The sequence below is a fragment of the Nonomuraea dietziae genome (assembly GCF_014195505.1).
Classification (GTDB): domain Bacteria; phylum Actinomycetota; class Actinomycetes; order Streptosporangiales; family Streptosporangiaceae; genus Nonomuraea; species Nonomuraea roseola.
Genome location: NZ_JACIBV010000001.1, coordinates 3,000,692 through 3,024,847, shown reverse-complemented (window position 1 = coordinate 3,024,847; position 24,156 = coordinate 3,000,692). Strand labels below are relative to the sequence as shown.

Here is a 24,156-nt window from a genome sequence, read left to right as displayed (position 1 = left end):
CCCGCACGGAACGACGGCACGTCCGGATCCGGCCTCGCGCCTCGGTGCTCGCCGCATGCGGGGACTCAGAGATGGCGCAGGAAGTCCAGGCTTCGCCGCCAGGTGAGATCGGCCGCCGCCCGGTCATGATCGGGGAGGCTCGCGTCCGTGTAGAAGTGCCCGACACCCGGATAGGTGAAAACCCGCAGATCGACGCCCGTGCCCGTCGCGGCCTTCTCCAACGCGGCGACGGCGGCGGGAGGCGCGAACACGTCAGGGTCGGCGACGTGCACCTGCACGGGCAGACCGGCCCGCGCCGTCGTGGGGAGCTCCGCGATCGCGTGCAGGAGCAGGACACCAGCCGTATCGGGCCGGTCGGCCAGCAGGTCCCCGACAACCCCCGTGCCCATCGAGACACCGGCGAGAACCGTGTCCGCGGGCATCGTGCGGACCGCCTCACGCGCGCGTTCCACGATGACCTCCCACCCGATCCGCTCCACCAGGACGAAGCCGCGGTCGATCGTCGTTGCGGTCTCACCCGCGTACAGGTCGGGCGTGACCACCTCGTGCCCGGCGGCGCGGAAGCGGTCTGCGGCGACCCGTTCGACGGAGCGCAGTCCGTACACGGAATGGAACAACGCGAGGTGAGCCATCCGGCCATCCTCTCCTACCGGCGTAGATCCTCGACAGAGGGGAACGTCGGTGGCCGCCGGCCTCGGGTCAGGACCTCCTGCCGGGGAAGCCGTGGGTGCGGGCGGCGAGCACCACGACCAGCACCGGAGCGAGGAGCGCGAGGACGCTCCAAGGAAAGGACGTGGCGCCGAGCAGCCCCAACAGGACGCCGCCGACGACCCCGCCGCCCGCCATGGCCGCGTTCCACAGCGTGACGAGCATGGCCTGAGCGGCGTCGGCGGCCTCGCCTCCCGCGTCGCCCACGGCGGTCTGCAGGAGCGTGGGCGCGCCTCCCCACCCGAGCCCCCACAGCGTCACCGCGACGTAGACCAGCGCGGGACTGCCTGCCAGGACGGCCAGGACGGCGGCCGCCGCGGCGACCAGCACGGTGCTGGCGATGGTGAGCGCGCGCAGCCTGCGGTTGATGTGCGCGGCCACGATCCAGATGCTCACCAGGGAGGCGGCGCCGAAGACCAGCAGGACGAGGTCGGTGGAGCCGCCCATGCCGAGCCGGTCGAGGAAGGTGGCGATGTAGGTGTAGAGGATGGTGTGCGCCAGGACGAAGACCAGGGTGACGAACAGGACGGGCGCCACACCCGGGACGCGCAGGGTGCGCAGCATCGGGGTACGGCCGCCGCGCGGCTGCCCCGGGTAGTCGGGGACCGCCGCGGTGATCCACAGGAGCAGGACGACGGTCAGCACGGTCATGATCAGGAAGGCCACCTGCCAGCCGAGCGCATGACCGAGGAAGGTGCCCGCGGGCACACCAAGAGACAGGGCGACGGGAATGCCGGCCATGGCGATCGCGATCGCCCTGCCCTGAAGGTGAACCGGGGCCATGCGGCGGGCGTACCCGGCGAGCAACGCCCAGGCCAGACCGGCGGCCACACCTGCGACGAACCTGGCCACCATGGTCACGGGGAAGTTCGCCGAGACGGCGGTGACCGTGTTGGCGATGGCGAAGGCCGCCATGGCCGTCAGCAGCAGGCGCTTGCGCCGCCATCCCGCGGTGGCCGCGGTCAGCGGGATCGCCGTGAGGGCGGTGCCGATCGCGTAGATCGTCACGGACTGGCCCATCGCCGACTCGCTGACGCCGAGGTCGGCGCTCATCGCGGGCAGGACGCCGGCCGGCAGTGTCTCGGTGAGGCTGGTGACGAAGACGGCGGTGGAGAGCGCCAGCAGCGCCGCCATGGGAAGCTTGCCCTGTTCGGAGCCGGTGGGGGAAGCGGCAAGAGGGGTGGCGTCGTTTCTCATGTTCCGTATGCTTGAACCATCACACCGATGTGAAGGTCAACGTGGCGGGATATGAGGTGGGTCACATGCTCATCGGAGAGCTGTCGGAGCGCACCGGCACCCCCAGGCGGCTGCTGCGCTACTACGAGGAGCAGGGGCTCATCAACCCCAGCCGCTCACCGAACGGCTACCGCGACTACGACGAGTCGCTCGTGGACAGGGTCGCCCAGATCAGGGGTCTGCTCGACGCGGGACTGCCGACCAGGATCATCAAGCAGATCCTGCCCTGCCTGAACAAGCCCAGGGTCATCCACTTCCCCGACGCGACGCCCGAGATGATCGCCACCCTGGAGCACGAACGTGATCGCATGAGCGAGCGCGTCGCGTGCCTGACCCGCAACAGGGACGCCATCGCCGACTACCTCGAGGCCGTGCGCGCAGGCGATCACGCGGACCAGTCATGAGCCTCTCGCCGCCTCACTCGATGGGCCTGCCATAGGTCACCGCGTCGAGCACCTCCCGCGGCGCAGTGGACCGCAGCGCCGCGTCGGGACGGGCGCCCAGAGCGTCGTTGACGGTCGAGAACGCCACGCGCAGCGCCACGAAGGCGGTCATCGCGAAGATCTCGGCATCGCCGAACCCCGCCTCTCGCAGCGCGGCCACGTCGGCTTCGCCGGTGCTGTTGGGATCGCGGGCCACCTTGCGCGCCCACGCCGCCATGACGCGCTCGTCCTCCGTGAGCCCCTTGTCGTCGCCGCCGAGCACGCCCGCGGCGGCGCCGGCGCCGGTCTCCTCGGCCAGCCTGAGCCCCCAGGCCAGCGAGCAGTAGGAGTCGCCCAGCGCCGAGGCGCACGCCGTGACGAGGATGCCGCGCCGTCTGCGGGTGAAGCCGTGCGTGTCGGCGATCTCCCCCATGAGGCCGGACAGGCCGGCGAGGGTCTCGGGGCGGTAGGCCCACAGCCTGGAGGTGTTCATGACGTAGCCGAGCTCGGCGACGTCATCGTCGAAGAGCCGCTGGGCCTCGGGCGTGGTCTCGGGCGGGGGGAGAAAGCTCATCGTGGCGAGACCTCCAGGCCGGGTTGTCGAAGCCGGCGGACAGCGCCCGCCCTCTCGGGGCGACGTCGCGGCAGCGCGCGGCCGGTGGGCGGGCCCAGCAGGCCGACGGCCGGGATGTCCCACCCCCTCAGCGGATTGTCGTCCCCGGACCGGCTCTTGGCCATAGTCATCCGGGCGCGACGGTGCGGGCCCGCCGGGGGAAGGAGCGTTGCGACGGGGTCAGTTCGTGGGGTTCAGGGAGGTCAGGGCGCGCCTGCTGTAGGCGAGGGAGCCGGACAGCAGCGTCACGCCCGACGCCACGCCGCTCACGATCGGCACCCAGGCGATGGCCGAGGTGAACGTCATGACCAGGCCGACCACGCCGAGCACCGTGAGCACCACCCCGGGGATGAGGATGCTGGGCTCCTTCCAGACCGGCGCGAGGGCGACGAAGTGGAGGCCGACGACGAGTGAGATCCACGCGACGTTGGTCTCCTCGGGCCTCCCCAGCGCTCGCAGCACCGCGATGCCGCCGAAGAGCAGGATCGCCTCGGCGGCCACGATCAACAGGTAACCGCGGCCGTAGAAGCTCCCTCCGGGCTCTCGGGCGGAGGCGGCGGCGCCGGTCCTGAGCCGCTTGCCGGCGGTGAACCACATGATGACGATGAAGGCCAGGGCCACGGAGGCGGCCACCTGGAGGACGGTGGCGAGCACGGAGTTCAGCGGGCTCGAAGCGTTCACGAAGACGAAGACGGCGCCGAAGACGGCGCCGATCAACATACCGGTCAGGCGATTTTGCACGACCGCAAACCCTACACGGTCGTCCGAATCACCGCTTGCGCCGGAAATAGGCGTTCGCCGAAGGGCTGAACATCAGCGTCATGGCGCCCAGCACCGCCGCCAGGTGCAGGATCCTGCTCACGGTGAACGTCAGGGTCATGGCGTCGGCCGTGGTGAGGAACGTCGTGACGGAGTTGCCCGCCAGCAGCCACTGGATCGGCTCGATCACCAGCGAGACGGTGCCGAAGACGCCCAGCGACACCGCCAGCGCGATTCGGGCCCAGCCGCGTCCCTGGCGCAGCACGACGGCCAGGAAGACGGCGGCCGCGAAGATCGCCAGCCGTACAGCCAGGCCGCCCGCGAGCTCGGAGAAGGGCGTTCCCGCCGACAGCGCCTGGCCGACGGCCAGGGCCGCCTCGAAGGCGCCGGCTCCCACGGCGGCGAACCAGAGGGCGGAGGCGGCCTTGACGGGGTCGGGGACGTCCGTGACGGTCGTGGCGGTCGTGGTGGTCATGGTGGTGGTCATCGGGGGTCCTCCTGAGCAGGTGGTGGCGTGCCTCCAGTCTTCAGCCGGGCCCCTGTCCGGATCATCCCTGCGCGCACCCATCTCGGGGGTAGGGCCCGCCCTACCCCCGCGCGTCGCCTTCTCTGGGAACGGGCGACGTTAGGGTGTCCGGATGCCGGATCCGTACTGGAATCACAACGTCCACTACCACCCGCTGGTGCTCGGCGCGGTCCCCGACGGGTGCCGCGCGGCGGTGGACGTGGGCTGCGGCGATGGCCTGCTGGTCCGCAAGCTGGCGGGGCGGGCGCGGACCGTCACGGGGGTGGACCGTTTCCCCGAGGCGATCAGGCAGGCCAGGCGGCAGAGCGCGCAGGTCGCCAACGCCGACTTCGTGGAGGCCGACTTCCTCGACGACCCGCTGCCCGACGGCGCGTACGACTTCGTCAGCGCCGTCGCCGTCGTGCACCACGTGGACTTCTCCAAGGCGCTGAGCGCGATGGCCAGGCTGCTGGCGCCCGGCGGGCGGCTGGTCGTCGTCGGGCTGGCCGGCAACCGCACCCCGCTCGACTGGATCATCAGCGGGGCGGGCCTGCCCGCCGCGCGGTTCCTGGCGTGGCGACACGGCGGCAAGGGCGGTCCCGCCGTGCCGATCGAGCCGCCCGACCTGTCGTGGGCGCAGGTACGGCAGGCGTCGCGGACCCTGTTGCCCGGCTCCCGCTTCCGCCGTCACCTGCTGTGGCGCTACTCCCTGATCTGGGAGCGGCGCGACTGAGCGGCCGGGGCCCCGAGAGCGGCCCCGGCGCCCGCGGCTAGCGCAGCTCGCGCTTGAGGATCTTGCCGGTGGCGGTCATCGGGAGGGAGTCGCGGAACTCGATGACGCGCGGGTACTTGTAGGCGGCCATGTTCTCCCTGCACCAGTCCACGAGCTCCGCCTCGGTGATCGAGGCCCCCGCGGTCAGGATGACGTACGCCTTGACCTCCTCGCCGTGCGACTCGTGCGCGACCCCGACCACGGCCGCGAGAGACACGGCGGGGTGGGTCATCAGGACCTCTTCCAGCTCCCGCGGGTAGACGTTGAAGCCGCCACGGATGATCATGTCCTTGGCCCTGTCGATGATCGCGTAGTAGCCGTCGGCGTCGCGGGTGGCGATGTCGCCGGTGCGGAACCAGCCGTCGTTCATGACCTCGTCGGTCGCCTCGGGCCTGCCGTAGTAGCCCTTCATGACGTTGTGGCCGCGGATGGCGATCTCGCCCGGGCCCTCGCCCTCGATCGTCTTCCAGTCGCTGTCGATCAGCCTCATCTCCACCCCCCAGATCGGGGTGCCGATGGTGCCGGGCTTGGTGGGACGGCCCAGCTGGTTGAAGCTGGCCACCGGCGAGGTCTCCGACAGGCCGTAGCCCTCCAGGATGCCCACGCCGAAGGTCTGCTGGAAGTCGCGCAGCACCTCGACGGGCGAGGAGGCGCCGCCCGCGACGGCCAGCCTGAGCGCGGAGGGCACGGGGACGCCCTCGGCGTGGATCTTGGTGAGCATCGCCCAGAACATCGTGGGCACGCCCGCGAAGAACGTGACGTTCTCCTTGGTCATCAGTGCCAGCGCCTCGCCCGGCTCGAAGCGCGGCATGAGCACGATCGTGCTCCTGCGGCGGAAGCCGGTGTTCATCACGACGGTCTGGCCGAAGGAGTGGAAGAGGGGCAGCACGGCCAGGTAGGTGTCGCCGCCCGGCGTGCGGGGGAACATCTCGTCGCTGACCATGGCGTTCATGAGCATGTTCTGGTGGCTGAGCTCGGCGCCCTTGGGCTGGCCCGTGGTGCCGGAGGTGTAGAGGATGACCGCTGTGTCCTCGGGGGCGGTCTGCACGGTCTGGAACTCACCCGCCATGCCGTTCAGCGCGGCCCAGATCGACTCGCCGTACTCCGACTCTGTCGCCAGGGCCGTGGCGGGCAGCACGAAGAAGTGCTCGCAGCCCTCGGCGGCCTCGAACCCGGCCTTGCCGCGCTCGCCGAGCGGCAGCTCGGGGCTGCCCTCGAAGCAGAAGAGCGCCTTGGCGTCGCTGTCGTCAAGGTGGTAGGCGATCTCCCTCGACTGCAGGAGCACGTTCAGCGGCACGACGGTCGCGCCCGCCTTGAGGATGCCGAAGTAGACGAAGGGGAAGTACGGCAGGTTCGGACAGGCCAGCGCGACCTTGTCGCCCTTGCCGATGCCGCGCGCCACGAGCAGGTTCGCCACCTGGTTGGCGATCGTGTCCACCATCGAGTACGGCAGGCGCAGATCGCCGAAGACGATGGCGGTGTCGTCGGGCGCGGTGCGGGCGCTGTCCTCGAGAACGATCGACAGGTTGAGCATGGCAGGCCTTCCTCCCTCGCACGTATCACTACGCGCGACATCTTCGCAGTCACCGCATACCAACCGGTAGGTAACAAAGGTTACAGATGGATATGGACGGCAGCGGCCAGGTGAAGTAAGCACTGTCTGTGGAGTATGACTTCGTGATCGTCGGTGCGGGCTCGGCGGGCTGCGTGCTCGCCAACAGACTCTCCAGTGACCCTTCGGTGACAGTAGCGCTGGTCGAGGCGGGTGGGCAGGACGACAAGCTGGAGATCCGCATGCCTGTCGCCTTCGCCAAGCTCTTCAGGACCGACTACGACTGGAACTACTCCACCGCCAAGCAGCAGGAGCTGGCGGGGCGCGAGCTCTACTGGCCGCGCGGCCGGGTGGTCGGCGGTTCCTCCTCGCTCAACGCCCAGATGTGGGTGCGCGGCCACCGGCGCGACTACGACCAGTGGGAGATTCCCGGCTGGTCCTACGACGAGGTCCTGCCCTTCTTCCAGCGGGCCGAGCGCCGCACGGGCGGCAACGCGGGCGGCGTGTACGGCGAGGCGGGCCCGATCCACATCTCCGAACTGCGCAGCCCCAATCCCGTCACGCACGCCTTCCTGCGTGCCTGCGAGGAGCTCGGCCTGCACAGGCTCCCCGAGCTGAACGGCCCCTCCAACGAGGGCTACAGCCCGACCCCCGTCACCCAGCGGCGTGGCCGCAGGTGGAGCGCGGCCGACGCCTACCTGCGTCCCGCGCTCAAGCGCCCCAACCTCACGCTCATCACCGGCGCGCGGGTCGAGCGGGTGGTGTTCGAGGGCAAGAGGGCCGTCGGCGTCGAGCACGACGGCGGCGCCCAGGTCAGAGCCAGGCGCGAGGTCATCCTGTCGGCGGGGGCGATCGGCTCGCCGTACCTGCTGATGCGCTCGGGCGTCGGTGACGCCGACGAGCTGCGTCAGTCGAGCGTGCCCGTCATCCACGAGCTGCCGGGGGTCGGCAGGAACCTGCAGGACCACCTCGCCTCCGCCGTCTACATGAGCTGCCCCCGCCCGATCACGCTCACCAAGCAGGCCGAGACGATCGGCAACCTCCTGCGCTACCTGGTGCTGGGCAAGGGCATGCTGACCACGAACGTGGGGGAGGCGGTCGCCTTCATCAGGACCGCCGAGCAGGAGCCCGCGCCCGACATCGAGCTGGTCTTCGCGCCGGGGTTCTTCTTCGAGCACGGGCTCACCGCTCCCACCGAGCACGGGCTGACGATCGGCGCGGTGCTGCTGCAGCCGGAGAGCAGGGGCAGGATCGGGCTGCACGGGCGTGACGTGGTCATCGACCCCGGCTACCTGACGGCCGAGGCCGACCTGCGCAGGCTGGTGGCAGGGCTGCGGATGGCCAGGCGGCTGTTCGCGACGGCGGCGCTCGGGCCGTACGCCACGGCTCCGATGGCCCCCTATCAGGGGCAGGAGAGCGAGGACGAGCTGGCGCAGTGGGTGCGCGAGCGCGCCGAGACCCTCTACCACCCGGTGGGCACCTGCAGGATGGGCCTCGACGAGGAGTCCGTGGTGGACCCCGAGCTGAGGGTGCGCGGCCTGGAGGGGCTGCGGGTGGCCGACGTCTCGATCATGCCGACGGTCAACAGGGGGCACACCCACGCGCCCGCCGTCATGATCGGCGAGAAGGCCGCCTCGATGCTCGTCTGACCACGGCGTGGACTCTTGACGTAAGTAATCACTTGCGTCAAGCATGGAGCCATGAGCGTCGATCTGTCGCAGATCCCGTTCTGGGGGCTCCCGCAGGCCGAGCGGATGGACGCGTTCAGACGCCTGCGCGAGCTCGACAGACCGGTGTTCGTCAAGGAGAACGTCGTGCCCTTCATCGGCGCGGGCGAGGGCTACTACGCCCTGGTCAGGCACGCCGACGTCACCGAGGCCAGCCGCAACGCCGCGCTGTTCAGCAGCGAGCCGTGCTCCAACAGCATCCCCGACATGCCGCGATGGCTGGCGGTCTACTTCGGCTCGATGATCAACATGGACGATCCCAGGCACGCGCGCCTGCGCAGGATCGTCTCCAGGGCGTTCACGCCGCGCATCCTGGCCAAGATGGAGGACGACCTGGCCGTCGCGGCGGCCGAGATCGTGGACCAGGCGATCAAGGAGGGGCCGGGCGACTTCGTCGAGCAGATCGCCGCCAGGCTTCCCGTCCGGGTCATCTGCGACATGATGGGTGTTCCGCCGAAATTTCATGACATGGTGCTGCGCCGTACCAACGTGATCCTCGGCAACGCCGACCCCGAGTACACCGGCATCAGGCCCGACCTCAACCGGTGGAACGTCGCCAAGGGGCTGGGCAAGCTGCTGCACGCGGGGCACTCGCTCAACAGGCTGGCCGCCAGCCTCGGTGACGAGCGGCGCAAGCGTCCCACGGGCGACCTGGTCAGCCTGCTGGTCAACGGCGAGGAGCGGCTGTCGTCCCAGGAGCTCGGCTCGTTCTTCATCCTGCTGGTCGTGGCGGGCAGCGAGACCACCCGCAATGCGATCGCCTACGGGCTCAAGCTCTTCACCGACCACCCCGAGCAGCGCGAGCACCTCATGGCCGACTTCGACAGGCGCATCGTCAAGGCGTGCGACGAGATCGTGCGCTACTCCACCCCGGTGATCCAGTTCCGCAGGACGGTCACCCAGGACCACGGGATGTACCGCAAGGGCGACAAGGTGCTGCTCTTCTACAACTCCGCCAACAGGGACGAGGCGGTCTTCACCGATCCCGACGCCTTCGACATCACCCGCGACCCGAATCCGCACGTCGGCTTCGGCGGACCGGGACCGCACTACTGTCTGGGCGCGCACCTGGCGCGCAGGGAGATGACGGTGATGTTCCGCGAGCTGTTCACCAGGCTGCCGGAGATCCGCTCGGTGGGTGAGCCCGACTTCCTGCTGTCGAACTTCATCAACGGCGTCAAGCACCTGCGCTACGAGCACTGAGGCGGTGGCAGACTTGTCCGCCATGGAGATCAGGACCATCCACGCCAACGGGGTCGAGTTCACCTATCTGGCGTTGGGCGACGGCCCCCTCGCCCTCTGCCTGCACGGCTTCCCCGACACCGCGCACACCTGGCGCCACCTGATGCCCGAACTGGCCGAGCGCGGCTATCGCGCGGTCGCGCCGTTCCTTCGCGGCTACGCGCCCACCGAGGTGCCCGCCGACGGCGCCTACGAGGGCGCGGCGCTGGTCGCCGACGTCGTCGCCCTGCACGAGGAGCTCGGCGGCGACGAGAACGCGGTGCTCGTCGGCCACGACTGGGGCGCCTTCCCCGTCTACGGCACGACCGAGCGCTTCCGCAGGTCGGTGGCCATGGCGGTGCCTCCCGTCGGCGCCCTGCTGGCCGGGTTCATGGAGTACGAGCAGCTCAAGCGCTCCTTCTACATCTTCCTGTTCCAGACCGGGCTGGCCGAGCAGGCCGCAGCGGCCGACGGCTTCCTCGAAGGACTGTGGCGCGACTGGTCGCCGGGCTACGACGCCACCCAGGACCTCGAGTTCGTCAGGCGCAGCCTCGGCGCTCCCGCCAACCTCGCCGCCGCCATCGGCTACTACCGCGCCATGCTCGGCGCCACGCCGCCCAGCGGCAGGTACCCCAAGCCCTCGGAGCCGACCAGGCCCGTCCTCTACCTGCACGGCGCCCAGGACGGCTGCCTCGGCGAGCACCTGACCAAGGACGCGCTCGCCCACCTGCCCGAAGGCTCGAAGGCCGAGCGCGTCGAAGGCGCGGGTCACTTCCTCCATCTCGAACAGCCCCGCAGGGTCAACGACCTCGTCCTCGACTGGCTGCGAGACTGAGCACCGCGATCACGGCGTGCCGTCCCATGAGGCTCACCGCGATCGTGTCCCTCACCTCGAATCCCGGAGGATCCGCGGGGCCGGGCAGCAGCGCCACCACCCGTCCCCGCTCGGCCAGGACCCGCCGCAGCTCCCGCCAGAACCCGCCGAACGAACCGCCCGAGGCGACCTGGCGCTCCCACGGCGGGTTGACCAGGACTCTGTCGACACTGCCTGACGGCAGCGGCAGCCGCCCGGCGTCGGCGACGGCCCAGCCGATGCCGCCGCCGCCCGCGTTCCCCACGGCGGCCGCGACCGCCGAGGGGCTCAGGTCCACGCCCAGACAGCGGGCCACGGGCGCGTACGAGCGGGCCTCGATGAGCGTGGTGCCCGCCCCGCAGCACGGATCGAGCACCGTGCGCGCCCCCTCGAGCCCCGCCAGCCTGGCCATCGCCGCGGCCACCGGAGGGTGCAGCGTGCCCGGCACCGTCCTCGTCTTGTACGGCCTGCGGTGCAGCGGCCTGTCGGCGATGCGCAGCCCGATCGCCGCCTCGTCGCCCTCCACACTGACCCGCCACGACAGCGTGGCGGGCGGCGGCGGACCGTGCCTTCTCGAGTGGTACGGCACGCCCAGCCGGGCGGCGAGCGCGCCGCCCACCGCGTCCTCCATGTCGTAGCGGTTGTAGGCACGGCGGCCGAGGAAGGAGGCGGACACGTCCACCCCCTTGACCAGCGGCGAGCCGCCGAAGGCCGTCTTCAGCTCGACCATGGCCGCGGCGTCCACACCGGCCGCGAGCGCCCTCAGCCGGTCGAGAGCCGTCTTGGCCCGCCCCACCCCGCCCGCGACGGCCGCCGGCAGCAGCACGTCGTCGGCCGTCCTCAGCTCGAGGACACCGGGATCGGGGCTCTGCCGTTCGAACCACACCTCGCGGTGCCTTCGCCGTACGGTGTGGCCGACCTCCTCGGCCACCAGCGGCTCCAGGCCGCGCACGGTCCTGGCCACCAGGAGCGTATGCACGTGTCTTCTCCCACGACGCGACCCGGGACGGCGGACAGCCGTCCCGCATCGCCGGCGGTGGGCGCGAGCCTCAGGCCTGCCTCGGGCCCGCCGGCGGTGGTCAGCGCAGTCGGAAGAAGAACGTCACGCGGCGAACCTAACGGGCGCCGCCTGACGGGTTCAACGTATTTGTCGGAGGACACGGATCAGCTGCGGGACCGGCGGCTCGGCCGCCGTGTCGTGGCCCCGGCCCCTGATCGTCACGTGACGGCCGTCATCGGCTCAGGACGAGGGTGACGTTGTGCCCGCCGAACCCGAAAGCGTTGACGATCACCGCCCCTTCGGGCAGAGGGCGCGGCGAGCCCGTGACGACGTCGAGCTCGATCGCCGGGTCCTGGGAGTCGAGGTTGAGGGTGGCGGGGATGCGGCCGTCCATGAGCGAGCGAACCGCCGCGACCGCCGCCACGCCGCCCGCCGCCCCGCACAGGTGGCCGAGCATCGACTTGATCGCGGTGACCGGCGGGTGCGCGCCGATCGACTTGACGATCGCCTGGGCCTCGACCACGTCCCCTTCGGGAGTGGAGGTGGCGTGCGCGCTGACGTGGCCGACGTCCTCGGGGGAGACGTCCGCCTCACGCAGCGCGATCGCGACCGCGCGGGACTGGCCGTCCAGACCGGAGGCGGTGATGTGGACGGCGTTGGAGGTGATCCCCGCCCCCGCCAGCCGCGCCAGCACCCTGGCCCCGCGCGCGGCGGCGAACTCGGCCCGCTCCAGCACCACCAGGCCCGCGCCCTCGGCCATGACGAAGCCGTCACGGGCCACGTCGAACGGCCTGGAGGCGCGCTCAGGCTCGTCGTTGCGCCTGGACAGCGCCCTGGCCTGCGAGAAGCCGGCCAGCGTCAGAGGGTGGACGCACGCCTCCGCGCCGCCCGCCACCACCACGTCCGCCCTGCCCAGCCTGATCAGGTCGAGCCCGAGCGCGATGGCCTCGGAGCCCGAGGCGCACGCGCTGACGGGGGCGTGCGCGCCGCCCTCCGCACCCAGCTCGATGCTCACCCAGGCGGCGGGGCCGTTGGCCATCAGCATCGGCACCGTGTGGGGCGAGACCCTGCGCACGCCGTCCCTCTCCAGGATGTCGTCCTGGCCGAGCATGGACAGCGCACCGCCGGTGCCGGTGCCGATCACCACCGCCAGCCGTACGGGATCGACCTCGGGCGCGCCGGCGTCGGCCCACGCCTCCCTCGCGGCCACCAGCGCCACCTGCTCGCAGCGGTCGAGACGGCGGGCCAGCGGCCTGCCGAGGATCTCCGCGGGGTCGTCGGTCAGCAGCGCTGCCATCCGCACGGGCAGGTCCCATTCCGTGGTCCGCACCCCCGACCTGCCCGCGAGGAGCCCCTCCCACGTTCGGGCCACGTCCCCGCCCAGAGGTGTGGTCGCGCCCAGCCCGGTGATCACCACGTCAGATCTCATGCCTCCACGCTGCATCGTGATGATCGCCGGGGCGGATGATGGGAGCCACGAACGTTGAGGCCGATCATTGTCGGACCCCGACACAATCTTGACGTAAGTACTTACTTCCGCCAACCATGGAGCTCATGACGCTCGTGGACTTCGACCTGTCGGATCAGGCTTTCTGGGCGCTGCCCATGACCGAGCGCGAGGCCGCGTTCGCCAGGCTGCGCGCCCTCGACGCGCCCGTCTTCTTCGAGGAGATGGACGTCTCCTTCGCGCCGAAGGGGCCGGGGTACCACGCGCTGGTGCGGCACGCCGACATCCTGGAGGCCAGCCGCAACCCCTCCGTCTTCAGCTCGGGACAGGGCGGCGCGACCAACATCCCCGACATGCCCGCCGAGTTCACCGAGTACTTCGGCTCGATGATCAACATGGACGACCCCCGCCACGCCAGGCTCCGCAGGATCGTCTCCAGGGCCTTCACCCCCAAGATGATCAAGCAGTTCGAGGCCGACGTGGAGTCGGCCGCCGCCCGCATCGTCGACGACCTGCTGGCCAAGGGGCCCGGCTGCGACTTCGTCACCGAGGTGGCGGCCAGGCTGCCCCTGAAGATCATCTGCGACATGATGGGCATCCCCGAGAAGGACTACCGGTTCGTCTTCGACCGCTCGAACTTCATCCTCGGCGGCTTCGACCCCGAGTACACCGGCGGCGACGTCAGCGACATCGCAGGACGCCTGCTCAACGCGGGCCTCGAGCTGCAGCAGCTCGTCCAGGACCTGGCCGCCTACCGCGCCGAGCACCCCACGGCCGACCTGACCTCCTCGCTCGTCAACGCCAACCTCGACGGTGAGCGTCTCACCATGCAGGAGCTAGGCTCGTTCTTCATCCTGCTCGTCGTGGCGGGCAACGAGACCACCCGCAACGCCATCTCCTACGGCCTGCGCCTGCTCACCAAGAACCCCTCGCAGCGGGCGCTGCTGCTGTCGGACCCCGACGCGCACCTGCCAGGAGCGGTGGAGGAGATCGTCCGGCTGGCCTCTCCTGTCAACTTCATGCGCCGCAAGGTCACCCGCGACTTCGAGATGAACGGCCATCTCTACCGCGAGGGTGAGAAGGCGGTGCTCTTCTACTGGTCGGCCAACAGGGACGCCGCCGTCTTCGACGACCCCGACACCTTCGACATCACTCGCGACCCCAACCCGCACGTCGGCTACGGCGGGCCCGGCCCGCACTTCTGCCTCGGCGCGCACCTGGCCCGCAGGGAGATCACGGTGATGTTCCGCGAGCTGTTGCGCCGGGTGCCCGGCATCGAGGGCGGCAAGCCCGACCGGCTGCACTCCAGCTTCATCAACGGGATCAAGCACATGGAGTGCACCTTCTGACCCCCTGAGTGCGGGGTCAGGAGGCGGCGGTGACCTTGATCTGCTTGAAGACACTGTTGACGTCGGGCAGCAGCTCCTTGTGCTCCGACGGCACCGACATGTAGACGATCGCAGGCACGTCCGCGCCGGTGACGATCGCCGCGGCGACGACCGTCGTCCTGACCCCGTCCACGGTCACCTCGTAGGCGTTCAGCTGCCCGGGCAGGCCGCCCACCTTGAGCGTCTGGGTGGCGGTCTTCTTCGCCGTGTTCGGCGTGGAGAAGTAGAGCTTGCGGGCCGAGACCACGACCGCCTTGATCACCGGCTCCAGGCTCTCGGGCGAGCTGAAGGAGCCGGCCAGCTTGGCGGGCAGCGGGCCCGTCATGACCTGGGCGAAGACCTGCTTGCCCGCCGAGTCGGTGCCGATGACGGCGAACTGGCGGGTGCTGTAGCCGTAGGTGGACTTCATGGTGGAGCGCACGTCGGCCCTCCACGGGCCGCCCAGGCGGGGGACGGAGATGCCCGCGTCGGGGTCGGCCAGGGCGCCCGTGACAGGGGAGGCCTCGCCGGGGAACCTGGGCAGCCGACCCACCGTGGACTTCCTGGCCGTGGGCTTGCCCACGGGAGCCGTGGTGGACGGCTCGCTGGAGGGCGTCGCCTCGGGCTCGGAGGCCAGCGGCCCGGCCAGGAAGGCCCACAGAAGGGCGGCGACCAGCGCGATGGCGACCGATCCTGCCAGGGCGTAGAGCCACACGGGCTTGCCCGGCTCGTCGTCGGAGCCGTCGTCGCCCATGGACTCGTAGCCCTCGCCGAAGACGGTGTCCCAGAGCTCCTGCTGGCGCTCGGGGGGAGGCGTGCGTGAGCCGCTGATCTGGCCCGCGGTGACGAAGCGGTGGTCGGGGTCGGAGGGGTCGCGGCTCAGGTTCGAGCCGGGCCGCGCCTCGCCCTGGGCCTCGCGCGGGTGGGTCTCCTGGGGGTGGCTGTCCTGCGGCTGGGGCGGCGCGGCGTGGGCGCCCACGACGACGGTGCGGTCGGCGGGGCCGCCGAGGGGGTCCTGCCTGCCGGGGGCCGCCAGGGGGTCGAGGCCCTGCGTCCCTGCGAGGGGGTCGGCGTTGCGCGGGGCGGAGGAGGCGCCGGTGAGGGGGTCGAAGCCCGGCTGGGCGTTCGGGGGGCCCGCGAGAGGAGCGAGCCCGGGGTGGGTGCTCGCAGGGCCGGCGAGGGGGTCGAGCCCGGGGTGGGTACCCGTGTGGGCTCCTGCGTGAGCTCCCGTGTGCGTCGCCGCGTGGGCGCCGCTCGCGGCGGTGCCGTAGGAGGAGGAGAGCGGGTCGTTCTCCGGGCCGGACGGGCCGGAGAGGGGGTCCTGCCGGGGCGGCGGCCACGGTGCGGGACTGGACAGGTTGGACCAGGCGGGCAGCGGGTCGCGGACGGGCGGAGGCTCGGATGTGTTCGGCGCGGCGCCGCTCGCGCGGGGGGCCTCGGGCCACGACCCCGAGGCGGGTTCGATGCGCGGGGCCTCGGGCCAGGACGTGGGCACCGGCTCGTTACGAGGAGCCTCTGGCCACGACGTCGGCACTTCGGGCCAGGACGGCGGCAAGGGTGACGCTCCGGAATTCTCCGTTGCCATTGCTGCCGTACCTCCCGATGTTATGTCCGGATTGGACGCACCCGGCATGATCTCATGCGATGCCGGTGGTTCCGCAGCCAAACGTGAGAAGCCGGTGGGATCGGTCGGCGGATCCTGCATGGGCAGGTCGTCGGGCTCCCACCCGGGCTCAGCGGAGCGCGCCACAGTGACGAGAGTAGACTAAAGGGACATACGGGGGCACGTAGCTCGAAGGTTCTCGGGGTGAGACGACCGGAAAAGGTTGCATACACCACCCTCGGTCCGACGGGAGCAGAAGGGTCCATTGTGCCCGCACGTCTCCTGCCCGGCATGGCTTTCCCTGAAGACGAGGGGTTGCGGGCTGCGCTAGTCTTGACGTATGCGTTCCGCGACCCAGCTCCTTAGCGGGCCGCGACGGCCGTCGAGCTGAACCTCCCGTCGTCGCGGCAGCCCCTCGTTGCGTGAACGAGGGGTTTTCTTATGGGTCAGAGTCAACCGAAGGACATCGCCGTGAGTGAGTACGATCCGCAGGCGCTGCAGGCCAAGTGGCAGCAGCGATGGGAGGAGCACGACCCCTTCCGGGCGAGCGAGGACGCCGCCGACCCCCGGGAGCGGCGCTACATGCTCGACATGTTCCCCTACCCCTCCGGTGACCTGCACATGGGGCACGGCGAGGTGTTCGCCATCGGCGACGTCGTCGCGCGCTACTGGTTCCAGAAGGGCTACAACGTCCTGCACCCGATCGGCTGGGACTCCTTCGGCCTGCCGGCCGAGAACGCCGCGATCAAGCGGAACGCCCACCCCGCCGAGTGGACCTACGCCAACATCGAGACGCAGGCCAACTCCTTCAGGCGCTACGGCATCTCCTTCGACTGGTCGCGCCGCCTGCACACCAGCGACCCCGAGTACTACCGCTGGAACCAGTGGCTGTTCATCCGCTTCTTCGAGCGCGGCCTGGCCTACCGCAAGGGCGGCCTGGTCAACTGGTGCCCCAACGACCAGACCGTGCTGGCCAACGAGCAGGTCGTCGCGGGCAAGTGCGAGCGTTGCGGCGCCGACGTCGTGCGCCGCGAGCTGACCCAGTGGTACTTCAAGATCACTGACTACGCCGACAGGCTGCTGGACGACATGGCGGGCCTGGACGGCGGCTGGCCCGAGCGCGTGCTGACCATGCAGCGCAACTGGATCGGCCGCTCCACGGGCGCGGATGTGAAGTTCGAGATCGAGGGGCGCGAGGAGCCCGTCACGGTCTACACCACCCGCCCCGACACCCTGTACGGCGCGACCTTCTTCGTCGTCGCGGTCGACGCGGCGCTGGCCGAGGAGATCGTCACCGACGAGCAGCGGCCCGCCTTCGAGGCCTACCGCGCCGAGGTCGCCAAGCTGAGCGACATCGAGCGGCTGTCGACCGAGAAGGAGAAGACCGGCGTCTTCCTGGGCCGCTACGCGATCAACCCGGTCAACGGCCAGCGCATCCAGGTCTGGGCGGCCGACTACGTGCTGTCCGACTACGGCCACGGCGCGATCATGGCTGTGCCCGCGCACGACCAGCGCGACCTCGACTTCGCCCGCACCTTCGACCTGCCGGTCAAGGTCGTCGTCCACACCGGCCTGGCCGACCCTGGCGAGACCGGCGTCGCCACCCCCGGCGAGGGCAAGCTGGTCAACTCGGGGCCGCTGGACGGCCTGAGCAAGGCCGAGGCGATCGAGAAGATCATCGAGGTGCTGGAGGAGCGCGGCACGGGCGTCGCGACCGTCAACTTCCGCCTGCGCGACTGGCTGCTGTCCCGCCAGCGCTTCTGGGGCACGCCGATCCCGATCATCCACTGTCCCGACTGCGGCGAGGTGCCCGTCCCCGACGAGCAGCTGCCCGTCACGCTGCCCGACCTGCGTGGCGAGGCGCTGTCGCCCAAGGGCGTCTCCCCGCTGGCCAGCGCCACCGACTGGGTGAACGTCGAGTGCCCCAAGTGCGGCGGCGCGGCAAGGCGCGACACCGACACCATGGACACCTTCGTCGACAGCTCCTGGTACTACCTGCGCTACACCGACCCCGGCTACACCGACGGCCCGTTCGACGTGGAGAAGGTCCGCGAGTGGGGTCCGATCGACCAGTACGTCGGCGGCGTCGAGCACGCGGTGCTGCACTTGCTGTACTCCAGGTTCTTCACCAAGGTGCTGCACGACATGGGCATGGTCGACTTCACCGAGCCGTTCCTGCGCCTGCTGAACCAGGGCCAGGTCATCAACGGCGGCAAGGCGATGTCGAAGTCGCTGGGCAACGGCGTCGACCTGGGCCAGCAGATCGACTCCTTCGGCGTCGACGCGGTCAGGCTGACGATGGTCTTCGCCGGTCCTCCCGAGGACGACATCGACTGGGCCGACGTCTCGCCGGCCGCCTCGCAGAAGTTCCTGGCCAGGGTGTTCCGCGTGTTCAACGAGGTGGCCAGCGAGCCGGGCGTCTCCTTCGCCGACGGCGACCTGGAGCTGCGCAAGTTCACGCACAAGACCATCGACGAGGTCACCAAGCTGGTCGAGTCCTACCGCTTCAACGTGGCGGTGGCCCGCATGATGGAGCTGACCTCGGCGATCCGCAAGGCCATCGACTCGGGCCCCGGCGCGGCCGACCCGGCCGTGCGCGAGGGCGCCGAGGCGCTGGCGGTCATGCTGTCGCTGGTCGCGCCGTACACCACCGAAGAGGGCTGGGAGCGGCTGGGCCGCACGGGGTCGGTCGCCCACGCGGGCTGGCCTGTCGCCGAGCCCGAGCTGCTGGTGCAGGACTCCGTGACCTGCGTGGTGCAGGTGGCGGGCAAGGTGCGCGACAGGCTGGAGGTCTCGCCCGGCATCTCCGAGCACGACCTGCGCACGCTGGCGCTGGCCTCGGACAAGGTGCGCGCGCACCTGAGCGGTGAGCCGCGCAAGGTGATCGTCCGCGCGCCGAAGCTGGTCAACATCGTTCCTTAGTCCGATCGAGGGCGTTCCTCAGGAACCTCCCGTACGGCAGGGCAGGCCGACGGCCACCGGGTCACCCGGTGGCCGTCTGTCTTTCACGCCCCTCCAGTAGGACGTCGGCGCGCGCGGGAACGTCGCGTCCGTTCGCCGGATACCTGACAGCGGCCGGCAGGTTCACGGCGTAGCGTTCGGGACATGCGATATGTGGCGCTCCTGCGGGGGATCAACGTCAACCCCGGCACCAAGGTCGACATGGCCGACCTGCGCGACCTGCTCCAAGGGCTCGGCTACACCGACGTCCGCACCCACCTGCGCAGCGGCAACGCCGTCTTCACCGCAGAGCCGCAGCCGACGGAGGCGATCGAGCGCGCCATCGGCGAGCGCCTTGCGCTGCCCGTCGCGGTCATGGTGCGCACCGCCGACGAGTGGCGGGCCGTGGTCGAGCGCAACCCGCTGGAGGTACGCGAACCGGCCAAGTTCGCGGTGGTCTTCCTGGCCGCGCCGCCCGACCGCGAGGCGCTGGAGGGCATCGACCCCGGCAGCTACGCGCCCGAGGTCATGCGGATCGGCGAGCGCGAGCTGTACATCGACTTCCCCAACGGCCTCGCCAGGCCGAAGCTCCCGCCGCTGCTGGAGAAGCGGACGAAGAACGCCGGCACGATGCGCAACTGGAACACCGTGACGAAGCTACTGCAGCTGGTCGATACCGCCTGAGCGGCGGGGATTCCAGGCAAGAAAATCTTCAGCCGCCGACGAGGTCGCGCATTAGTGTGCATCTGTGACAAATGGCGCTTACCTGAGGTACCCACACCTGCACGGAGACCTGATCACCTTCGTGGCCGACGACGACGTCTGGCTGGCCCCCGTGGACGGGGGCAGGGCATGGCGGTTCACCGCCGACCGCACCCCCGTCTCCTTCCCCCGCTTCTCCCCCGACGGCGCCCGGCTGGCGTGGACCAGCACCAGGGAGGGCGCTCCCGAGGCCTTCGCCGCCGAGATCGACGGACCCGAGGGCGAAAGACTCACCCACTGGGGCAACGCCGTCACGGGCGTGCGCGGCTGGACGACCGACGGCAGGGTCCTGGCGATCAGCCCCGCGGGGCAGCCCTCCCGCGACAGGATGTGGGCCTACGCCGTGCCGCTGGACGGCGGCCAGGCCGAGCGCCTGCCGTACGGGTGGGTCAGCGAGGCGGCGGTCAACGAGGGCGGCGGCGTCGTGACGGTGTCGGCCATCTGGCGCGAGCCCTCGCAGTGGAAGCGCTACAGGGGCGGCACCGCGGCCAAGATCTGGATCGACGCCGACGGGTCGGGGGAGTTCACCAGGCTGTTCGCCGACAGCACCGCGCAGTACTGGTCGGCCATGTGGGTCGGCGACAGGATCGCCTTCCTGGCCGACCACGAGGGCACCGGCAACCTCTACTCCGCCCTGCCCGACGGCTCCGACCTGCGCAGGCACACCTCACACGACGGCTTCTACGCCAGGCACGCCGCCACCGACGGCGCCCGGGTGATCTACAGCCACGCGGGCGCGCTCTGGATGCTCGACTCGCTGGACGGCGAGCCGTACGAGCTGGAGGTCAGGCTCGGCGGCCCTCGCCCCGCACGGGCCAGGCGCCCCGCGCCGGCCAAGGTGGCCGACTTCTCGCCCGACGCCACCGGCAGGGCCAGCGCGGTCGAGATCCGCGGCACCGCCCACTGGGTCACCCACCGCGACGGACCCTCCGGCGTGCTGAGGGCCGAGCCGGGCGTCAGGGTACGGCTGCCGCGCGTGCTCGGCGAGGACGGCCTGGCCGTCTGGGTGAGCGACGCCTCAGGCGAGGACGCCCTGGAGGTCGGCAGGCCCGGCGGAGAGATCCGCACGCTCGCCGCCGGCCAGATCGGACGGGTCCTCGACCTGGCCGCCGCCCCCGACGGCAAGCACGTCGCACTCGCCACGCACGACGGACGCCTGCTCGCCGTCGACACCTCCGCGGGCTCGGTGAGGGAGCTCGACAGAACCGTCAACGGCGACATCAACGGCATCACCTTCTCGCCCGACTCGGCCTGGCTGGCCTGGTCGCACCCGCACCACGAGCCGCTGCGGCAGATCAAGATGGGGCGCGTCGACGGCACCTCCACCATCGACGTGACCTCGCAGCGCTTCAGCGACTACGCCCCCGTCTTCACCAAGGACGGCAAGCACCTGGCGTTCCTGTCGATCAGGACGTTCGACCCCGTCTACGACGCGCACGTGTTCGACCTGTCCTTCCCCGCGGGCGCCAAGCCGTACATCGTGCCGTTGCAGGCCACCACGTCCTCACCGTTCGCGCCCTCGCTGGAGGGCCGCGGCTTCAACGGCGCCGAGGACTCCGGCGAGGAGGGCAAGGACAAGAAGAAGGACGTCAAGCCGGTCACCGAGGTGGACGCCGAGGGACTGCCCGCCCGTGTCGTCGCCGTCCCCGTCCCCGCTGGCCGTTACAGCAACCTGCGCACCGGCAAGGACGCGCTGCTCTGGCTGCGTCACCCCCTCGCGGGCGAGCTCGGCGACGGCAACGAGCGTGAGGAGGTCGCGCTGGAGCGCTACGACCTCAAGAAGCGCAGCAAGTGCGAGCTGGCCAGGGACGTGCGCGCGTTCGAGATCAGCGGCGACGGCACCCGCCTGGTCGTCACGGGCAAGGACGGCCTGCAGACGCGCGCAGCGAGCGAGAGCGAAGAGGTCATCACCATCGACCTCGGCAGGGTCCCTGTCACCATCGACCCCGTCGCCGAGTGGCGGCAGGCCTACCACGAGGCAGGCCGGCTCATGCGCGACCACTTCTGGCGCGAGGACATGAACGGCGTCGACTGGGCGGGCACGCTCGAGCGCTACGCGCCGCTGGTCGAACGGATCGGCAGCTACTCCGAGCTGATCGACCTGCTGTGGGAGGTGCAGGGCGAGCTGGCCACCTCGCACGCCTACGCCAGACCCAACGGCCAGCCGGTCGACCCCAGGCGCCGCCAGGGCCTGCTCGGCGCCGACTTGGCGCTCCAGGAAGGCTCCTGGGTGGTCACCCGCATCCTGCCTGGCGAGTCCTCCGACCACGCCGCCCGCTCGCCGCTGCTCGCGCCGGGCGTGGCCGTCCGCGAGGGCGACGCGATCGTCGTCGTCGGCGGCCGTCCCGTGGACCCGGTGCGCGGCCCGCACCCCCTGCTCGCGGGCACGGCCGACCACCCCGTCGAGCTGACGATCAGGCCGGCCGCCGGCGGCGACACCCGCCGCGTGGTCGTGACGCCGCTGGCCGACGACACCGCGCTGCGCTACCACGACTGGGTGGAGGACCGTCGCGCCTACGTCAGGCAGGCGTCGGGCGGCAGGCTCGGCTACCTGCACGTGCCCGACATGGTCGCCAACGGCTGGGCGCAGTTCCACCGTGACCTGCGCACCGAGATGCCGCAGGAGGGGCTGATCGTGGACGTCAGGGGCAACGGCGGCGGCCACCTGTCCGAGCTGGTGCTGGAGAAGCTGTCGCGCAAGGTGACGGGGTGGGCGATCTCGCGAGGGTACGAGCCCATGCGCTACCCGGAGGACTCGCCGCGCGGGCCGATCGTCGCGCTCACCGACGAGTTCGCCGGCTCCGACGGCGACATCGTCAGCGCGGGGATCAAGAACCGCGGCATCGGTCCACTCGTCGGGACCCGCACGTGGGGTGGCGTGATCGGCATCGACGGGCGCTACCAGCTGGTCGACGGCACCATCGTCACGCAGCCCCGCTACTCCTTCTGGCTGGAGGGACAGGGGTGGGGCGTCGAGAACTACGGCGTCGACCCTGACATCGAGGTGGTCATCACGCCGCAGGACAGGGTGGCGGGACGCGACCCGCAGCTGGAGAAGGCGGTGGAACTGGCGATGGCGGCACTGAACGAGCATCCGGCCGTCACTGCGCCGGCCCTTCCCCCCGTGCCGTGACGACCCGGTCGCCCGTGACCGTCACCGGTGACGGGCGACCCCCTCATGCGCGGTCAGCGCAGGAGACCGGCGGAGCGGGCTCGGTCCAGGCGGTCCAGCACCTCGGTGAGGATGGCCTCCGAGGTGGCGAAGTTGAGCCGGACGAAGCTCTCGCCTCCGGCCCCGAAGGCGGCGCCGTCGCTCACCATGATCTTCGCCTCGCGTTCCAGCACCTCCGCCATGCCCGGCCGCCCCAGGTCCAGCCACGCCAGGTAGGTGGCTTCGGGCGGCACGTATCCGGGCAGGCGCTCGGCGATCAGGCGCCGGTTGCGGTCGAGGACGGTCATGGTGTCACGTAGCCATCCGTCGGCGTGCCGCCAGGCGGCGACCGTGGCCTCGACGCCGAAGACGTTGGCTCCGCCGTACAGGAAGGAGGGTTGCGCCCTGAGCGCCTCGCGCACCCGCGGAGGGCCCATGTGGGCCAGTGCGCAGCGGACGCCGCCCAGGTTGAAGGCCTTGGTGGCCGAGGTCAGCGTGATGGTGCGCTCGGGGAGGATCGAGGCGAAAGGGATGTGTCGCCCAGGCGCGTAGACGAGGTCGGCATGCACCTCGTCGGCGATGACGACCAGGTCGTGCCGCTCGGCCTGCTCGGCGAGCGCGACGAGCTCCGGTCTGCTGAAGACCTTGCCCGTGGGGTTGTGCGGGTTGACCAGGACGAGCGCACGGCATCCGCTCAGATCGGACACGTCGGTGCGCAGGCGGCGGCCCATCTCCGCGATCGTGCCGAGGAACGGCGGGTAGGCGGGGGCGTGCATGGCGACGGTGTCTCCGGATCCGGTGGTGAGGTGGAGCATCACCTGGAGCGCCTGGTTGAGGTCGGAGAACGAGCGCACCCACGACGGCTCCGCGTCCCAGCCGTACGTGACCAGCATCCGCTCGGCGAACGCCTCGGCCAGGGGGCCGGCCTGGGGCTCAGCGGCCCAGGCGGGGTAGCCGAGATCGCCGCGCGCACGCCGCTGAAGGGCTTCGACGATCTCGGGGGCGGTGGGGAAGTCCATGTCGGCGATCCAGCAGGCGATGACGTCCGGCCCGGCGCCGGCCCACTTCAGACCGTCCTTGGGGGGCCTACGGATGGTTTCGTCCACCTGATCAGTGTCACCCACGACGCACGAATTGTCCTTTCCGGCTTGCCCAGGGTCACGGTCGAGGAGATGATCAGGTACTTCTCACGCTCGACGGTCATCCGTGCGGGTGGAGCAGCTGCGACGGAGGCACGGGCATGGGCATCGATCCGGGTGGCGTGATCGGCTGGCTGTTCTCGATGGTGGTGCTCTTCCTGGTCATCTACGGGGCGATCCGGCTGGCGCTCAAGCACGACAGGCGGAGCCGGATCCCCTCTCCTCGCGAGGCCGAGGACCGGCAGCTCAGGGAACGTGTCGCGACCGAACGGGCGCGGCACGAGCGAGAAGCAGAGCAGCGGGCTGCTCGAGGTCGCGACGATGGGCTTGGCGGTTCCGCGGTCTGAGCGAGATCAGCCCAGGCCGTTGACTCGCCGGC

Annotated in this window: 20 protein-coding genes; 10 read left to right on the top strand and 10 right to left on the bottom strand. The window is 70.7% G+C overall.

Translation table 11 applies throughout. The features are described 5' to 3' along the window. Positions 1-65 precede the first annotated feature (65 nt). On the bottom strand, positions 66-632 hold the full coding sequence (locus FHR33_RS14385) for a dienelactone hydrolase family protein (RefSeq protein ID WP_183647172.1): 567 nt from the start codon (positions 630-632) through the stop codon (positions 66-68). Positions 633-699: 67 nt separating this feature from the next. Continuing rightward, complete coding sequence (locus tag FHR33_RS14380; protein WP_183647169.1) at positions 700-1,905, bottom strand: MFS transporter; 1,206 nt, start codon at positions 1,903-1,905, stop codon at positions 700-702. 65 nt (positions 1,906-1,970) lie between these two features. Between FHR33_RS14380 and FHR33_RS14375 the strand changes: the two genes are divergently transcribed. After that, positions 1,971-2,348 carry a MerR family transcriptional regulator gene (locus FHR33_RS14375; RefSeq protein ID WP_183647167.1) on the top strand — a complete coding sequence of 126 codons (378 nt, stop codon included), beginning with the start codon at positions 1,971-1,973 and terminating at the stop codon, positions 2,346-2,348. Positions 2,349-2,361: 13 nt separating this feature from the next. Here the strand turns inward: FHR33_RS14375 and FHR33_RS14370 are convergent, their stop codons facing one another. From FHR33_RS14370 to FHR33_RS14360, 3 genes are all read right to left on the bottom strand, one after another. Beyond that, on the bottom strand, positions 2,362-2,940 hold the full coding sequence (locus FHR33_RS14370) for a carboxymuconolactone decarboxylase family protein (protein ID WP_183647165.1): 579 nt from the start codon (positions 2,938-2,940) through the stop codon (positions 2,362-2,364). Between the two features lie 219 nt (positions 2,941-3,159). Continuing rightward, positions 3,160-3,699: a hypothetical protein gene (locus FHR33_RS14365; protein ID WP_221241099.1), complete on the bottom strand. Its 540-nt coding sequence runs from the start codon at positions 3,697-3,699 to the stop codon at positions 3,160-3,162. Between the two features lie 49 nt (positions 3,700-3,748). After that, entirely contained in the window at positions 3,749-4,225 is a 477-nt protein-coding gene (locus FHR33_RS14360) for a hypothetical protein (protein WP_183647161.1), read from the bottom strand. 151 nt (positions 4,226-4,376) lie between these two features. On the opposite strand from FHR33_RS14360, the gene FHR33_RS14355 reads away from it, so the two are divergent. Further along, positions 4,377-4,976 carry a class I SAM-dependent methyltransferase gene (locus FHR33_RS14355; RefSeq protein WP_183647159.1) on the top strand — a complete coding sequence of 200 codons (600 nt, stop codon included), beginning with the start codon at positions 4,377-4,379 and terminating at the stop codon, positions 4,974-4,976. A 37-nt stretch (positions 4,977-5,013) separates the two neighbouring features. On the opposite strand, the gene FHR33_RS14350 is transcribed toward FHR33_RS14355, so the two are convergent. Then, the gene (locus tag FHR33_RS14350) at positions 5,014-6,549 is read right to left on the bottom strand and encodes a long-chain-fatty-acid--CoA ligase (protein ID WP_183647157.1); all 1,536 of its coding nucleotides are present in this window, start codon (positions 6,547-6,549) and stop codon (positions 5,014-5,016) included. A 128-nt stretch (positions 6,550-6,677) separates the two neighbouring features. Between FHR33_RS14350 and FHR33_RS14345 the strand changes: the two genes are divergently transcribed. The 3 genes from FHR33_RS14345 to FHR33_RS14335 are packed head-to-tail and all read left to right on the top strand — an operon-like array spanning position 6,678 to position 10,350. Further along, positions 6,678-8,216 (top strand): GMC family oxidoreductase, encoded by a 1,539-nt coding sequence (locus FHR33_RS14345; RefSeq protein ID WP_183647154.1) that lies wholly within the window; start codon positions 6,678-6,680, stop codon positions 8,214-8,216. Between the two features lie 51 nt (positions 8,217-8,267). After that, positions 8,268-9,497, top strand: a complete 1,230-nt coding sequence (locus tag FHR33_RS14340; RefSeq protein WP_183647151.1) for a cytochrome P450 — start codon at positions 8,268-8,270, stop codon at positions 9,495-9,497. Positions 9,498-9,519: 22 nt separating this feature from the next. Then, a complete protein-coding gene (locus FHR33_RS14335; RefSeq protein WP_183647147.1) occupies positions 9,520-10,350 on the top strand; it encodes an alpha/beta fold hydrolase in 831 nt (276 codons plus the stop codon). Here FHR33_RS14335 and FHR33_RS50230 read toward each other — a convergent pair. Both FHR33_RS50230 and FHR33_RS14325 read right to left on the bottom strand, forming a co-directional pair. Beyond that, positions 10,316-11,347, bottom strand: a complete 1,032-nt coding sequence (locus tag FHR33_RS50230; protein ID WP_183647144.1) for a methyltransferase domain-containing protein — start codon at positions 11,345-11,347, stop codon at positions 10,316-10,318. The genes FHR33_RS14335 and FHR33_RS50230 overlap by 35 nt on opposite strands. Positions 11,348-11,600: 253 nt before the next feature. After that, on the bottom strand, positions 11,601-12,797 hold the full coding sequence (locus FHR33_RS14325; RefSeq protein WP_183647141.1) for a beta-ketoacyl-[acyl-carrier-protein] synthase family protein: 1,197 nt from the start codon (positions 12,795-12,797) through the stop codon (positions 11,601-11,603). Positions 12,798-12,922: 125 nt separating this feature from the next. On the opposite strand from FHR33_RS14325, the gene FHR33_RS14320 reads away from it, so the two are divergent. Next, positions 12,923-14,164, top strand: coding sequence for a cytochrome P450 (locus tag FHR33_RS14320; protein ID WP_183647138.1), 1,242 nt, complete (start codon positions 12,923-12,925; stop codon positions 14,162-14,164). Positions 14,165-14,180: 16 nt separating this feature from the next. Here FHR33_RS14320 and FHR33_RS14315 read toward each other — a convergent pair whose 3' ends face one another. Beyond that, positions 14,181-15,677, bottom strand: a complete 1,497-nt coding sequence (locus FHR33_RS14315; RefSeq protein ID WP_183647135.1) for a hypothetical protein — start codon at positions 15,675-15,677, stop codon at positions 14,181-14,183. A 549-nt stretch (positions 15,678-16,226) separates the two neighbouring features. Between FHR33_RS14315 and leuS the strand changes: the two genes are divergently transcribed. The 3 genes from leuS to FHR33_RS14300 all read left to right on the top strand — a co-directional run bounded on the left by leuS (position 16,227) and on the right by FHR33_RS14300 (position 22,620). After that, complete coding sequence (gene leuS / locus FHR33_RS14310; RefSeq protein ID WP_183647132.1) at positions 16,227-18,707, top strand: leucine--tRNA ligase; 2,481 nt, start codon at positions 16,227-16,229, stop codon at positions 18,705-18,707. Positions 18,708-18,890: 183 nt separating this feature from the next. Beyond that, entirely contained in the window at positions 18,891-19,409 is a 519-nt protein-coding gene (locus FHR33_RS14305) for a DUF1697 domain-containing protein (protein ID WP_183647129.1), read from the top strand. Between the two features lie 64 nt (positions 19,410-19,473). Continuing rightward, positions 19,474-22,620, top strand: coding sequence for a S41 family peptidase (locus tag FHR33_RS14300; RefSeq protein WP_183647126.1), 3,147 nt, complete (start codon positions 19,474-19,476; stop codon positions 22,618-22,620). Between the two features lie 53 nt (positions 22,621-22,673). On the opposite strand, the gene FHR33_RS14295 is transcribed toward FHR33_RS14300, so the two are convergent. Beyond that, positions 22,674-23,744 (bottom strand): MalY/PatB family protein, encoded by a 1,071-nt coding sequence (locus tag FHR33_RS14295; RefSeq protein ID WP_312895538.1) that lies wholly within the window; start codon positions 23,742-23,744, stop codon positions 22,674-22,676. A gap of 134 nt (positions 23,745-23,878) precedes the next feature. Between FHR33_RS14295 and FHR33_RS14290 the strand changes: the two genes are divergently transcribed. Then, on the top strand, positions 23,879-24,124 hold the full coding sequence (locus FHR33_RS14290) for a hypothetical protein (RefSeq protein WP_183647123.1): 246 nt from the start codon (positions 23,879-23,881) through the stop codon (positions 24,122-24,124). Positions 24,125-24,156 lie beyond the last annotated feature (32 nt).